The 14,580-nt window shown below is 60.3% G+C and carries 12 protein-coding genes; 4 read left to right on the top strand and 8 right to left on the bottom strand.

All coding sequences use genetic code 11. From position 1 onward, the window contains the following. Positions 1–87 precede the first annotated feature (87 nt). On the bottom strand, positions 88–714 hold the full coding sequence (locus Q5H92_RS12245; RefSeq protein ID WP_305011815.1) for a hypothetical protein: 627 nt from the start codon (positions 712–714) through the stop codon (positions 88–90). A gap of 87 nt (positions 715–801) precedes the next feature. On the opposite strand from Q5H92_RS12245, the gene Q5H92_RS12240 reads away from it, so the two are divergent. After that, complete coding sequence (locus tag Q5H92_RS12240) at positions 802–1,638, top strand: alpha/beta fold hydrolase (protein ID WP_305011814.1); 837 nt, start codon at positions 802–804, stop codon at positions 1,636–1,638. Positions 1,639–1,718: 80 nt separating this feature from the next. Here the strand turns inward: Q5H92_RS12240 and Q5H92_RS12235 are convergent, their stop codons facing one another. The 6 genes from Q5H92_RS12235 to tsaD all read right to left on the bottom strand — a co-directional run bounded on the left by Q5H92_RS12235 (position 1,719) and on the right by tsaD (position 7,471). Then, positions 1,719–2,900, bottom strand: coding sequence for a DUF3298 and DUF4163 domain-containing protein (locus Q5H92_RS12235; protein WP_305011813.1), 1,182 nt, complete (start codon positions 2,898–2,900; stop codon positions 1,719–1,721). Positions 2,901–3,015: 115 nt separating this feature from the next. Next, entirely contained in the window at positions 3,016–4,083 is a 1,068-nt protein-coding gene (locus Q5H92_RS12230; RefSeq protein WP_305011812.1) for a fatty acid desaturase family protein, read from the bottom strand. Positions 4,084–4,145: 62 nt separating this feature from the next. After that, the gene (locus Q5H92_RS12225; RefSeq protein ID WP_305011811.1) at positions 4,146–4,637 is read right to left on the bottom strand and encodes an HNH endonuclease; all 492 of its coding nucleotides are present in this window, start codon (positions 4,635–4,637) and stop codon (positions 4,146–4,148) included. Between the two features lie 225 nt (positions 4,638–4,862). Further along, a complete protein-coding gene (locus Q5H92_RS12220; RefSeq protein ID WP_305011810.1) occupies positions 4,863–5,654 on the bottom strand; it encodes a C40 family peptidase in 792 nt (263 codons plus the stop codon). 133 nt (positions 5,655–5,787) lie between these two features. Next, positions 5,788–6,246, bottom strand: coding sequence for an SsrA-binding protein SmpB (gene smpB / locus Q5H92_RS12215; protein ID WP_305011809.1), 459 nt, complete (start codon positions 6,244–6,246; stop codon positions 5,788–5,790). A gap of 205 nt (positions 6,247–6,451) precedes the next feature. Beyond that, on the bottom strand, positions 6,452–7,471 hold the full coding sequence (tsaD, locus tag Q5H92_RS12210) for a tRNA (adenosine(37)-N6)-threonylcarbamoyltransferase complex transferase subunit TsaD (protein ID WP_305011808.1): 1,020 nt from the start codon (positions 7,469–7,471) through the stop codon (positions 6,452–6,454). Between the two features lie 336 nt (positions 7,472–7,807). Here tsaD and Q5H92_RS12205 point away from each other — a divergent pair, with 336 nt between their 5' ends. Further along, the gene (locus Q5H92_RS12205; RefSeq protein WP_305011807.1) at positions 7,808–12,412 is read left to right on the top strand and encodes a translocation/assembly module TamB domain-containing protein; all 4,605 of its coding nucleotides are present in this window, start codon (positions 7,808–7,810) and stop codon (positions 12,410–12,412) included. A gap of 14 nt (positions 12,413–12,426) precedes the next feature. On the opposite strand, the gene Q5H92_RS12200 is transcribed toward Q5H92_RS12205, so the two are convergent. After that, positions 12,427–13,035 carry a hypothetical protein gene (locus Q5H92_RS12200; protein WP_305011806.1) on the bottom strand — a complete coding sequence of 203 codons (609 nt, stop codon included), beginning with the start codon at positions 13,033–13,035 and terminating at the stop codon, positions 12,427–12,429. Positions 13,036–13,178: 143 nt separating this feature from the next. On the opposite strand from Q5H92_RS12200, the gene Q5H92_RS12195 reads away from it, so the two are divergent. Together Q5H92_RS12195 and Q5H92_RS12190 are read left to right on the top strand one after the other, a co-directional pair. Further along, entirely contained in the window at positions 13,179–14,063 is an 885-nt protein-coding gene (locus Q5H92_RS12195; protein ID WP_305011805.1) for a cell division protein FtsX, read from the top strand. Positions 14,064–14,170: 107 nt separating this feature from the next. Further along, positions 14,171–14,512 carry a DUF3098 domain-containing protein gene (locus tag Q5H92_RS12190; RefSeq protein WP_305011804.1) on the top strand — a complete coding sequence of 114 codons (342 nt, stop codon included), beginning with the start codon at positions 14,171–14,173 and terminating at the stop codon, positions 14,510–14,512. The last annotated feature ends 68 nt before the right edge of the window (positions 14,513–14,580 follow it).

Below are 14,580 nucleotides of genomic sequence, written 5' to 3'. Positions count from 1 at the left end.
TGCCGTTAGGGCGCAAGGCCCGCCACCTTGGCGGGGCCGCAAAGGTACGGGTTTTCAGGCGGTTTAGCAAGATGTAAACTGGTGTTCCTACCGATGTGGCTTTAGTGCTTTGTTGCTATGCATAAAGGCTTTTTTCCAAGTCAAACGGTCAACATCGTGGGTGCTGCGAAATGTATTCCAGTTCAGTACGGTTAATGAAAATAATGCTCGATTACCTTGATGAAACTTTGTTGGATAAAGCAAAATGGATTTCGATTTATTTACATCGGCTAAATCCTGTTCATTCAATGAATAAATTCCAGGTTCAGTGGGCCAATTCATCAGCACCAGTCTCTCGCTGCCAATTGGCGTTTCCACTATTGTTGAGTCTTGGCCATTGACCAAACCAATGCTTACTCCTGGCCAAGTAGAGCTACCTATTGCATAGAATAGGCTGAGGCCTTCAGCATAGAACAGTCCCTCACGGTCAGAGGTAGTTCCACCACCACCGATGAATACCTGATATTTCCCTGAACTAATGTCTTCTACACTCAGTGACTGGCCTTGCTTATCGGTCAGCACGAACCCAAGTCGAAAAGTCCAGCTTGCTTGGCAGAAGGCTGGCGCGATGCTGCATAGAAGCAGCCATATGACAAGTGGTATTTTCATAAAATGTAAGTTAAGCTGCGCCGCCAATATTCCGGCAAATTCATCATTGTAATTGCCGTAGGCCACAATCTTAACACCCCCTTACCAAACCCCGTACAACGCCACGCCCGTAAGGAGAACGGTAACCATTCACCTCAAAACTCTCTTTCACGCATGGCTTATATCAAAGCAGGCAACGACACGGCGGGCAACCCCATCAATATTTTCTACGAGGACTGGGGGCAGGGCGCCCCGGTGGTGCTCATTCACGGCTGGCCGCTCGACCATACCATGTGGGAGCACCAAGCGGTGGCGCTGGCCAAGGCCGGCAAGCGCGTAATTGCCTACGACCGGCGCGGTTTCGGCCGCTCGTCGCGCCCGTGGGGCAGCTATGATTACGACACGCTGGCCTCGGACCTGAACGCGCTGCTGACGGAGCTTGACCTTACCGGCGTGACGCTGGTAGGTTTCTCGATGGGCGGCGGCGAAATTGCCCGCTACATCGGCAACTACGGGCAGGCACGAGTAGCCCGCGTGGCCTTCGTGAGTGCCGTGACACCTTACATGCTGCAAACCGGCGACAACCCCAACGGCGTGCCCCAAAAGGTGTTCGACCAGATGCACGAGGGCATTGCCAAAGACCGGTTTGCCTTCCTCGAAGGCTTCGCCAAGGATTTCTACGGCCAGAGTCTTATCAGCCACCCGGTGAGCCAGGCGGTGCTGAACTGGAACCAGACCGTGACCACGCTGGCCGCGCCCAACGCGACCGACGACTGCGTGACGTCATTCTCAGGGACCGACTTCCGCGACGACCTGAAGAAAGTGACGGTGCCGACGCTGGTCATTCACGGCGACAAGGACCAGACGGTGCCTTTCCCGGTGAGCGGGGAGCGCACGGCCAAAATGATTTCCGGCGCCGAGCTGAAGGTGTACGAAGGCGCGCCGCACGGCTTGTTCTTCACCGAGAAGGACAAGTTGACGGCTGACCTGCTGGCCTTTGTGGGTCGATAGTCGCCCAGCGGTTTAATGACGGCGCCCCGTCGCGAAGACATGGTCTTTGTGGCGGGGCGCTGCTATTTCGGCCTGTAAGGCTACGAAGCGGGCTGCAGCTTTAACAATGGCTGCAACTCGGCCATGGGCACGAAGACGGGGATTTCGCCCTGCGCGTAGGAGGCAATTTCATAAGGCGTGTAGATGAAGACCGCGCCGCCGCCGGTGAGGTACACGTTGTGGGTGACGGGCATGGTTTTCACGAAGAGGGTTTCCTCTAGCGGCTGGGTGGTGGGGATGCGCAGGGTGCGGCGCACGGCTGCGTCGAGAAGCTTGCTGAGTTGGGCTTCGAAATTGGGTCGGAAGATGTCGGCGAAGCGCAGGCGCTGGCCGGTGCGCGTGTCGTAGGTGGCGGCCAGGGTGCCGTAGTTGCCGTGGGCGCCGCCGGTGAAGCTGTAGCCATAGAAGCCCAGGCTGAGCAGCGAACCTTGGTTCCAGAGCACGTAGGTTGATTGCTGGTCTTCGTAATTCAGGCCGTAGCCGAAGGGCAGGTCGTCGGAGGCACCGCGCAGGCTTTTGCGGCCTTCTTCGGCGTCGGCCCGGTACGACTTCTGGTAATCGGCGCGCTGCTTCGCCCAAAATTGCGGAAACTGCGACACAGCCAGATTGGGCAAAGTATCGCCGCGCAGGTCGCGCATGATGTTTTCGGCCAGAGGTGTGGACCCTGCTTTTGGCAGCAGCACCTGCAAGCTCAGGTGCGCGGCCGGCGACTTGGCCACGCCGGGAAAGGCCACGATGGAATCGGCGTAGTAGCGCACCACCAACGGCAGGCTGCCGTCTGGTTGCACCTCGCGCAACTGCAGGGGCTGACCGTTGTAGGTACCCGTTAGCTCGGTGCCTTGGCGGCGCAGGCGCCAGTTGGCGCCCTCGCGCTGGTTGTCGGCCTTTTCCGGGCTCACGTCGAAGAGCAGGACACTGTCGGGGGCCGGGGTGGGCTTGCTGGCCAGCTCGTAGGGATGGCCATCGGCTCCGTGGTAGCTGCCGAAAGCGCCGGCCAGCTCGGTGTCGTCGCTGCGGCGCGGGGCCACGGTCAGGTTCAGGGTGATGGTGTCGGCGGTGCCGGGCAGCAGGCCGCGGTATTGGCGGTAGTAGGCGCCGGGCGAGTCGGTCAGGGCCGGGGAAGCTGCGTCGGCCGCGACGGGCGGGGTATCACTGGTGGTGGCCGTTTGCGTCGTTTTGGTATCGGAGTGGCAGGCGGCCAGCAGACTGAGGCCCAAAGGCATTGCACGAAGGAGACTTTTCATAAGCCCAAATAAACGGCCAACGGGCAGAAATCAGGCGAACGATATCCGTACCTGCTTCCTGCCCGTTGGCTGTAATATATTGATGCTTTCTGCCTTAAGCAGCGCGGCCCATCTGACGCAGGTACATCACGTGCGACAGCATAGCCGTGCGGGTACGGGCGTAGTTGTTGTAGGTAATATCAAACTCAGCGCAGACCTGCTGCACAATCTTGCTAATGGCGGGGTAGTGCACGTGCGAAATCTTGGGAAACAGGTGGTGCTCAATCTGGAAGTTCAAGCCACCAACCAGCCAGCTAACCACTTTATTGTCAGTAGCGAAATTAGCAGTGGTGCGCACCTGGTGAATGGCCCATTCGTCTTCAAGCTTGTGGGTGATGGCGTGGGGCACCGGGAAAGCCGCGTCCTCCACGGTGTGGGCGAGTTGGAACACCATGCTGAGCACGAGACCAGCGACGGCGGTGCTCAGCATGAAGCCGGCAAACCACGGCCAGAAGCCGACCATGTAAATAGGCAGAGCTACGTAAAGCAATAGATTCAGCGCCTTGAAGCCCCAGAAGCTCACGTGCTCGCCCGTGTTCATTGGCTTGAGGCCGATGGCACCGATTTGGCGGGAGAAGTACTTCTGGTAGTCCATGGCGAAAATCCAGGACGTGTAGAGCATGCAGTAGAGGGCCCAGAAATAGAAGTGCTGGTAGCGGTGCAAGGCGTGCTTGGGCTGGTCGGGCGTCATGCGCATCCAGGGCTGGATGTTGATATCGTCGTCGTGGCCCTCGATGTTGGTGTAGGTGTGGTGGATGAGGTTGTGCTTGGAATTCCACATGTAGGGGCTGCCGCCAAGCACGCCCAACGTGTAGGCGGCCAGCTTGTTGACCCAGGCAAAACGTGAGAAACTGCCATGTGCGCCGTCGTGCATCACGTTGAAGCCGATGGCGGCGATAACGCAGCCCAGCAGAGCGCATTCGAGCAGGGCCCAGCCCCAAGCTGGCGTGAAAAACACCAGATGCACGTAAAGGGCGGCCATCACACTCACGAGCAGTACGCCCTTGAAGATGAGGCTGGTGTCACCTGTCATCCGCTGCCCCGATTCCTCGAAATAGTGATTTATACGGGTTTTGAGCTCGGTGTGAAACGAGCGGGTTGCAGCGAACTTGGGCAGGGCCATAGGCAAGAGTTGGGGGTGTGTTATGGTCAAAGGTACCCCCACCCAACCCTATACGGCAGAACTTAATTCAGGTACGCGTGCCAGTTCTGGTCAATCGTGCCGGCCGAGAGCTTGAGGAAGCCTGCCAAAGTGGGCTTTTTGGGCTGCTGCCGGATGGTTAAACCCGCCTCATTGGGCGTGTGGTGGCCTTTGGCGTGGTTGCAGCGGGCGCAGGCCGTGAGCAGGTTGGTCCACGAAGATTCTCCGCCCCGGGAGCGGGGCATGACGTGGTCGAGCGTGAGATTTTTGGTCGAGCCGCAGTATTGGCACTCGAAATGGTCGCGCTTGAAGATGTTGTGACGGCTCAAGGCAATGCCCTTGTAGGGCACACGCACGTAGCGCTGCAAGCGGATGATGCTCGGCTTGGGGTAAGCTTGCGAAATTGTGCGGAGCGTGCCATCGGACTTGGCTACCATCTCGGCTTTATCGAGAAAAAGGAGCACGAACGCCTTCTGCACACTGCACAGGGTGATGGCGGTATAGTCGCCATTCAGCACTAACACTTTTTGGTCCATACACGCTTTGGGCTCGGATAACCCGCCGAAAGCTAGCGGTTTCCGAGCAGATAAACAAGCGTGCGGGGGTTAAGTTCAGCGGTTACGTTTATGTTAAAAAAGCACGGCGCTGAGGCATCACCATGTGGAAAGGCGAGCCGGACGACATGTAGCGTGGACTCTGCGAGTCCGCGCCTGGGCAAACATCTCGGCAATGCGCGGACTCGCAGAGTCTACGCTACACTCCTACTCCGGCAGCAGGCGCTTTATCAGCCGCAGCTTGTGGCTGTACCGCTGCCGGTCGCGGTTGAAGATGCCGTTGTGGTCGAGCGGGTCAATCCGCACTTCACCGTGGGCGTGCAGAATCTGGCCTTCGTCGAGCACCATGCCCACGTGCACGATGCGGCCCTCGACGTTGTCGAAAAAGGCAAGGTCGCCTGGCTTGGCTTGCGTCACGAAATCGACGGTACGGCCGTGGTCAATCTGCTGGCGAGCGTCGCGCGGGAGTTGGATGCCCACCAGGCCGTAGAGCTGCTGGCACAAGCCAGAGCAGTCGAGGCCGAAGACGCTTTTGCCGCCCCACACGTAGGGCGCTTTCAGGTACACGAGGGCCATTTTGCGCAGCAGCGCGGCTTGACGGGCGGTATCGGGGGCGGCGGTGGGATTAGTGGCGGTGCCGTTGTAGAAGTAGGTGCGCTCGCCGATGCGCACGTTCATGCCGTCGAAAAATGGCAAGCGGCAGCCCAGCGTGAGCGGAATTTTGGTGGTGGCGTCGCTCACGGCCTGCACCACATCAAGGGCGCGGGGGTGGTCCTGCGCCTTCCAGGCCATCAGGTACTCCGGCGTCACGGGCGTGTGCTGCTTGATGTCCATCCAGCCCACGTAGTCATCGGCAGCAAGTTGGATTTGCAGCCAGTTGCCTTCGGTGACGAGAATCTGGTAGCACTCGCCAAATAGTAGCTGGGTGACGAGTTCGGCCCGGTCGTTGGGCTCGGCGCGGACGGGGACGGCGCTCAGGGCGCAGATGCCAGGGTTCAATACAGTAGCGCGAGCTTTAGCCCGCAGGGGAAATAAATATTAGACTGAATAGCCAACCGTAGGTGCAAAGAAAGGCAATGGCGCGGGTTGAGTTCCTGCTTTCTCGAACTGCGGGCTGAAGCCCGCGCTACACTCACATGCGCTCCATGTCGCGCTTTTGGGCTTTTTCCTTGAGGTCGTTGCGCTTGTCGTAGAGCTTTTTGCCTTGGGCGAGGGCGATTTCGATTTTAGCGAAGCCGCGGTCGGTCACGAACAGGCGCAGGGGGATGATGGTGAGGCCCTGGTCCACGCTCTTGCCGGCCAGCTGCTTCAGCTCGCGCTTGTTGAGCAGGAGCTTGCGGGCGCGCATGGCGTCGTGGTTGTTGTAAGTACCTAAAGAATAGGGCGCGATGCGAATGCTGTGAATCCAGAGGTCGCCGCGCTGGTCGAAGGTGCAGTAGCCGTCGGTCAGGTTCACGTTGCCTTCGCGGATGCTTTTTATTTCGGTCCCTTGCAGCATCACGCCCGCGTCGTACTTGGCCAGGAAGGAGTATTCGTGGCTGGCGCGGCGGTTTTTGATGTTGATGATGACAGGTTTAGCTTCTTTGGCCATTGGGCTGGTTGTCAGTTGCTCGTTGTCAGTTGCTAGGCTAACGGCGGCGGATGGGGCGGCAAAGGTAGGCTTCTTTGCACGCGGGCTTTTAAAAAGAACGTCATGCTGAGCGCAGTCGAGGCATCTCTACCGCGATAGTAAAATGGATTACTTCGGCGGTAGAGATGCTTCGGCTGCGCTCAGCATGACGTTCTGTATTCGGTGCCTACGTCAGCTTCAGGCGCGGGTTGGGGCTGCTGAGTTGGTCGGCGAAGTCACCGGCTTCGTATTGGAAGTGCGCCGTCATGGCCACCATGGCGGCGTTGTCGGTGCAAAACTGGAACTCCGGAATGAACACCTGCCAGCCCTGGGCGGTGGCTTCGGCCTCCAGTGCGGTGCGCAGGCCGGAGTTGGCGGCCACGCCGCCGGCCAGGGCCACTTGCGTGAGGCTGGTGTCGGCGGCGGCGCGGCGCAGCTGGCGGAGCAGCGTGGCCACAATGGTGTACTGAATGCTGGCGCAGAGGTCGGCCAGGTTTTCCTGCACGAAATTGGGGTTGGTGGCGGTTTCCTTTTTCAGGAAGTAGAGCACCGAAGTTTTCAGGCCGCTGAAGGAAAAGTCGTAGCCCGGCATGGCGCCCACGGGGAAGGCAAACCGCTCGGGGTTGCCCTGGCGGGCCAGCTTATCGAGGTGCGGGCCGCCGGGGTACGGCAGGCCGAGTAGCTTGGCGGTTTTGTCGAAGGCCTCGCCAGCGGCATCGTCGATGGTCTGGCCGATAACGTCCATTTCCAGGGCCGACTTCACTACTACCAGTTGCGTGTGCCCGCCGCTCACGGTGAGGCACAAAAAGGGGAAATTCGGCTTGGGTTCACGGATGAAGTGGGCCAGGATGTGGGCCCGCATGTGGTTTACGGCCAGTAGCGGCTTGTCGAGCGCCAGCGCCAGCGTTTTGGCAAACATCCCCCCTACTAATAAGGAACCCAGCAGGCCCGGTCCCTGCGTCACGGCCACGGCGTCGAGGTCGGCTTTGGTGAGGCCGGCTTCCTTGAGGGCGGCCGTGACGACGGGCAGCAGGTGCTGCTGGTGCGCCCGCGAGGCCAGCTCGGGCACCACGCCGCCGTACTGCTCGTGGACTTTCTGGGTGGCTACCACGTTGCTCAGCAGCTGGCCGCCGGCCAGCACGGCCGCGCCGGTGTCATCGCAGGAAGATTCGATGGCGAGGATGATGGGATGCGCGGGGGAGGCCATAGTAATATCAAAAAATAAAAGCTGGAAGGGCCGAAGCCGCGCTTGCGGAAAGCAGCGGCTCCATGCTGGAGCCGACCAAATTCCGGCCGCCTCGCCGTCGATGAATTCCCTGGCCAGGTCGATTTTCGGGCTGATTTCGCTCCACTGCGGGACCAGAACCGCAAAGTTCGCGTTACGGGATTGATTTAGCCGCAAGAGTGTTGAACCACGGCCCGGCGCGGGCCGTTCCGTTGGCCTGATAATTGGCTGAGCGGCTTCGTGGTTTTAACCAAACAACTAAAAAACCGCAACTTTGCGGATTAACCCGCGTTTTTCGCCTTCAACTCTTCTGCTCCGGTGCGTCGTTTCTTCGCCATTCTGCTGAAAATACTGCTGGGCCTCGGGCTGCTGGCGGTAATGGCCGTGGTGGGGGTGCTGATTGCGCTGCGGGTGCCCAGCGTGCAAACCCGGCTGGCCCACGAGGCGGCCGACGTGCTCACCCGGAAGCTGGGCCAGCAGGTCACCATCGGCGGGGTTGACATCCGGCCGTTTTCGCGCGTGCTCCTCGATTCGGTGAGCGTGAAAGACCGGCGCGGCGGCGAGTTGTTTGGCATTGGGCAAGCTGACGCCAGTATTTCGCTGTTTTCGGTGTTCGACCCGCGCCACCTGCACATCAGCACGCTCACGCTCAATGAGCCGCGCTTCGAGCTAAAAAATCTGCCCGGCCAGCCCGATTCGACCACGTTCAGCCAGTTTATGGCGGCGGTGAAGCGCATGATTGGGCCATCGAAGGACACGGCCACGTCGCAGCCCTTCGACTTCCAGGTGGGCAGCGTGGCGCTGCGCAACGGCCATTTTGCCATTGAGAAGGGTGACGTGCCGCGCGCCAAAACCTACGGCCAGAGCATCGACTACGACCACCTGCTGGTGGATAGCATCTACGCCGACGTTTCCAAAATTCAGCTGGGCGACACCTTGCGCATGCGCATCAGCCAGCTGCACGCGGTGGAAACGCCCTCGCAGTCGCAGCTCCGCGAAATCACGGCCGACATGACCTATGGGCCGCACTTTTGGGAGTTCAAGGATTTGAGCTTGCGCGTGGGCCGCAGCCAAATCAAAGATTACGTGCGGTTTGAGTTCCGGGTGTTCAGCAACTTCACGGAGTATAACGACTCGATGAAGACCATTGCGCGGCTGCGCAATTCTCGGGTTTATTCCGACGACATTGCCAAGTTTGCCCCGCAGCTGCGCGACCTGAAGGAATCGGTGGCCATTTCGGGCGATGCCGAGGGCTACGTGCGCGATTTCAAGGTGAACAACCTGGACGTGCGCTACGGCTCGGGCACGCACATCGTGGCCAAGCGCGCCCACGCCGACGGCCTGCCCAACTTCAAGGAGAGCTTCGTGGACCTGCGCTTGCTACCCTCGGTGGTGAAAACCAGCGACATCAAGCACTGGCTGCCGGCCTCGGCCAATAAGTTTGTGCAGAAGCTGGGCACTGTGAAGCTGCAGGGCACGGTGCTGGGCTTTTACAACGACTTCGTGGCCGATGCGTCGTTTGACACTGCACTAGGCTTCGTGGCCACGGACGTGAACCTGAAGACCAAGACCGACCTCACACACGCCGCTTACGAAGGCACGGTACGCAGCAATGGCTTCCAGCTGGGCAAATTCCTGGGCGATGAATCGGTGATTCAGGACGTGACGCTGAACGGACGCGTGGCCGGCGTGGGCTTCCTGCCGGAGTCGGCGCAGGGCCGGGCCAAGCTGACGGTGCCGGCCATCTGGCTGAGTGGGCACCGCTACCGCAACGTGGCCTTCGATGGCGACTTTCGCCCCCAGCATTTCAACGGCCACGTGAGCGTGAACGACCCGGCCGTGCGCCTGGTGGCCGATGGCCTCATCGACCTGGAGCGCAAACACGAAAACGTGTCGGTCAAAACCAAAATAGAGCGCGCCGACCTGCGCGCCCTGGGCCTGATGAGCCAGCCGCTGGTGGTTTCGACCACGGCCGATGTAAAATTCAAGGGCGTGCAGCTCGACTCGCTCATTGGCTACGCCTACCTGCGCAAGTCGGTTTTCACGATGGGCAAGCGCCAGCTGCGCCTCGACACGCTGGACGTGGTGAGCACCCGCAACCGCCTGAACCAGCGCCGCGTGACGCTGCGCTCCGAAGCGGTGGATGCCAGCGTGGCCGGCACCTTCAACACGTCCGACGTGGTGCGCGACGTGCAGACGCTCATTACCGAATACCGCCTCAATTTCGAGAGCAACGCCACGGCCACGGCCGACTACTACCGCCGCAAGCGCCAGCGCGTGCAGCCGGTGTACCAGATTGATTTAAAGGCCAATCTGAAGAAGCCGAACCCGGTACTGGGGCTGTTTATGCCCGACCTGGAGGTGGCCAACGGCAGCCGCATCGACGGCTCGTTCCGCAACGGCGAGACGTCGATTTTCCAGCTCGGCGGGCACCTCGACAGCCTGCGCTACGGCCCGGTGATGACGGTGAACAACGACTTCGATTTCCTGACATCGAAGCTGCCTTACAAGCCCGATATTCTGGCCCAGGCTAGCATTACCAGCGACCGGCAGGAGCTGCCCGGGTTGGGCAAAACCGAGAAATTCATTGTGGAAGGCGTGTGGGACCAGCAGCGCATCAACTTCTCGACCTCGCTGGCCCAGACGGGTACGACCAATAAGGCGGTTATCAACGGTTCACTGGGCTTTTTGCCGCGGGCGGTGGAAGTGGTGTTCCGGCAGTCGGGCATTCACTTGCTGGATAAAGACTGGACCATTGCGGCCGATAACTCGGTTCGGATTTCGGACTACGGCCGCGAGTTTGATGTTCGGAACCTGACCTTTAGCAACGGCGTGCAGTTTGTGGGCGCGCAGGGCTTCATCTCGCCCGATGCCAGCAAGCCGCCCTTACAGCTGCAGGTGAAGGACTTTCAGCTGGCCACGCTGAATACCCTGACGGGCCAGCGCCTGGGCGGGCGCGTGAATGCCCAGGGCACCGTGAGCGGCGTGTACGGCCCGCTCACCATCAGCAGCACGCTGGGCGTGGATTCGCTGACGTACGATGGCACGCTCATCGGGCAGGTAGCGGGGCGCGGCGACTGGGACAACGCCGCCAGCAAGCTGCGCGTGAACCTGGACGTGGCCCGCGCCGGCCAGTCGGTGCTCACGGTGCTGGGCGACATCGCCCCGCGCGACAATACCAACCAGTTCAACCTGACCGGCACCCTGAACGATGCGCCCATTGTGCTGGCGCAGCCCTTCCTGAGTTCCATCATGAAAAACCTGGGCGGCACGGGCCGGGGCGAGCTGCGGCTCACGGGCTTGTTTGGCTCACCCAACCTGATTGGGGCCGTGGACGTGAGCAACGGGCGCTTCACCTTCGGCTACCTGGGCACGACCTACACGTTTGCCGACCGCATGAGCTTCACCAACACCAGCATTGCGTTTCGCAACATCAAGCTGCACGACGCGCTGGGCAACTCTGGCACTGTGGACGGCGTGGTGAGCCACCACGGCTTTAAGGACATGAGCCTTGACATTGCGGCCACTTTCCGTAAGCTGCAGGTGCTCAACACCACGCGCAAGGACAACGACCTGTATTTCGGCACGGCCTACGCCACCGGTACCGCCCGCGTGACCGGCCCCACCGACGACCTGAACGTGGTGGTGCGCGCCACCAGCGAATCCGGTACCCGCCTCTCGCTGCCTTTCGACAATGCCGCCAGCGCCCAGAAAGCGAGTTACATCAAGTTCGTGAACAACAACCCGGTGGGCGACACGGCTGCGCTGCGTAAGGCCCGGCAGGTGGCCGCTACCCAGGCTAAGGTCGACCTCTCGGGCATCACGCTCAACATGAACCTGACCGTGACGCCGGACGCCTACCTCGAAATCCTGCTCGACGAAAGCACCGGCGACGTCATTCGCGGCTCGGCGGCCGGGCAGTTGCGTATGGCCATCGACACACGCGGCGAGTTCAATATGTTTGGGCAGGTGGAAATTGTACGCGGCGCCTACAATTTCACCTTGCAAGGCCTTGTCAACAAAGAATTTGTGGTGCGGCCGGGCGGCATTGTGTCGTGGAACGGCGACCCGCTGGCTGGCGAGATGAACATTGCGGCCACCTACACGCAGCGCACCTCGCTGGCGCCGGTGCTGGGCACCACCACCAACGGCGGGGCGGCCGTGGTGCCCGTGACGGCGGTGATGAACCTGACCGGCCCGCTGCTGCTACCCGCCATCAAGCTGGGGCTGGAGTTCAACGACGCACCGGGCACTTTGCAAGGCGATTTGGCGGCGTTCACGTCGTCGCTGCGCAACGACGAGCAGGAGCTCAACCGCCAGGTATTCAGCTTGCTGGTATTTAAGCAACTGTCACCGCCGGGCTCTTTTGGCAACACTATTTCGCTGCGCGGCCAAGACAACACGGTGCAGAATAGCCTGGGCCAGATTCTGAGCACGCAGTTGGGCCTGCTCACCTCGCAGATTGACCAGAACCTCGAAATCGACTTCAACATCAACGGCCTGACCGCTGAACAGCTGCAGGCGCTACAGGTGCGGCTAAGCTACTCCTTCTTGAATGGCCGGCTGCGTGTGACCCGCGAGGGCGGCTTCACCAGCAACGCTAATCTGGTGAACGTCACCCCCACGCCCGGCACCGGCAACACCGCCGGCCAGGCCTCGCTGCTCGGCGACCTGAGCCTGGAATACTACCTGCGCCCCGACGGCAAGTTCCGCACTAAGCTGCGCTACGAAACCACCCCGCGCGACCTCGAAACCATCAACCAGCCGCGAGCCGGCCTCTCGCTGCTGCACACCGAGCAGTTCAATACCTTCCGGGAACTCTTCACCCGCAAAAATCCGAAGAAGAACGAGCGCCGCACCCAGCGCGCCCGCGAAGGCCGGGAAGTGCTGAACGTGGACGAGGACCCGCGAACGAATTTGTAGAGCCCGCGCTGGGTTTACTTGGCGGAGGCCACGACGTAGCCCATAAAACCATCGTACCCCGCCCGGCAGCCTTTGTGGGTGGTATTGGTTCCGCCGTGGTCGTAATTATACCAGGAGCAACCCGTATAGCCGGCATGGCCAGCAGTGCTGGATGAGGCAGCAGATGCCATGGTTTTGCGAACCGTTTCTATTACCTCCATTTTCACATCTTCCCGTTCCTCATCGGACAGCAGGGCGAGTTGCGGAAACCGGGCCCTGATTTGGGCAGCCCGTTGGGCCTGATTGTCATGGAACGCCTCGACCTGGACAGGAGTGCGGTAGGGGTCGGGTAAGTCGGTGCCCCTGTCGAAAGCAGCCTGCAGCTGGGCGCGCCGCGCCGCCTTGCCTGCCTCCGACAGGCTGGCGTAATACGTCTCGTCGGCGTTCAGAAACTGTTCGTTTGCGTCAAGAAATGCCCGTACAACTTCATCAGAAGCCATGGCAGCCACCAAATCCCCGCTCCCTTTCTGAGGGTCCGACTTGGCAGCCAACTCTTGGGCAGGGTCTAGGCGTTGGCACGAGCCAGTGGCGGCCCCGAAGGCAACCAAGGCTGACAATAAGGTGTACTTCAGCTTCTTATTCATAAAAGGGAGACTTTATGCACGCCGGCCCCGTTGCCGTGGCTTAAACATCGGAATATTTTCCCTTTTTAGCAACGACAATTTTCTTGCGCCCGCCCAGGGCTTGTTGTGCTTGGCGGCTGGCCTCTTTCTACCTTTGCTTTTCTATGGCGCGTCCTCTCAAGAAAAAGCTCGGCTCCTACCCCACCCTGCTCGTGGTGTTCAGCATCACGCTGGCTTTGGTGGTGATTGGCTTGTTTGGCCTGCTGCTGGTGCACGCCCATAAGCTCTCGGAAGTGGTGCGCGAAAACCTGGAGGTGCAGGTGTACCTCGACCGCGACCTACCCGAAACCGAGCTGCTGCGCCTACAGCAGGACCTGGGCCAGCTGCCCCAGGTGGCCGAGCGCGACGGCAAGCCCCAAATCCGCTTCGTAAGCAAAGAGGAAGGTGCCCGCCAGCTGCTGCAAAGCACCGGCGAGGACTTCCGCCAGTTCCTCGGCGACAACCCCTTGCGCGACGCTTACGCCCTCAAAATCAAGCCCGAATACACCGACACGCTGCATCTGCACCAGCTGGAGCGTAGCGTGAGCACTCAGCGCGGCGTGTTTGAGATGCAGTACCCGCAGGATTTGTTTGCCAGCATCAACAACAACCTCACGCGGGTGAGCCTCGTGCTGCTGGGCTTCGCGGCCGTGCTGGTGCTGGTGGTGGTCATTCTGATTAACAACACCATCAAGCTGGCGCTGTTTTCGCAGCGTTTTCTTATCCGGTCCATGCAACTGGTGGGCGCTACGCGCTTCTTTATCCAGCAGCCGTTTCTGCGGCGCGCTACGTGGCAGGGCCTGGCGGCCGGCGTGCTGGCCGCCCTCATCCTCATTGCCCTCATGCAGTATGCCTACCTAGAAGTGAGCGAGCTGCGCCTGCTGCGCGACGACGTGAACCTCGGCCTGCTGCTACTGGGCGTGGTGGGGCTGGGCGTGGTCATCGGCTTTTTCAGCTCAGCCCGCGCCGTGCACAAATACCTCAAAATGTCGCTCGACGACCTGTATTAGGTCATTTAACATTTATCAATTAACATTTAACAGCCGTTCTAATGGGCTGTGGGTGTTGATTGAACGTGCTGAATGATGATTGTTAAATGATAAATGTTAATTGTTAAATGAATCCCAAACCCGCTCCCCGCTTTGCCTTCGGCCCCCGCAACTACCGCCTGATGTGGATTGGCCTGGCCGTGCTGGCCGCCGGCTTCATCACCATGATGTTTGGCGACAAGGACAACTACGGCGAAGACTTCGTGGGCATCACGCTGGGTCCGCTGCTGCTCATTGCCGGCTTTTGCATCGAGTTTGCGGCCATTATGGTGCGCGACCAGTCGCTGGTGGTAGTGCCTGCTCCCCCGGCACCCACCTCCGTGCCCGGCCTCACCGCTGATGGCGTGGCCGCTGCAAATGCGCCCGCGGCGCCAGTTGCCCCTTCTGCCCCGGCCTACAAGCGCCTGTAATTTAATGATTAGCGGTTAGTGGCCAATTATTTAGTGCATCGGCCTTTAACCACTAAGCATTAATCCCT

It is taken from the genome of Hymenobacter mellowenesis (assembly GCF_030581005.1).
GTDB classification, from domain to species: domain Bacteria; phylum Bacteroidota; class Bacteroidia; order Cytophagales; family Hymenobacteraceae; genus Hymenobacter; species Hymenobacter mellowenesis.
This window is presented reverse-complemented; position numbering and strand designations above follow the sequence as displayed.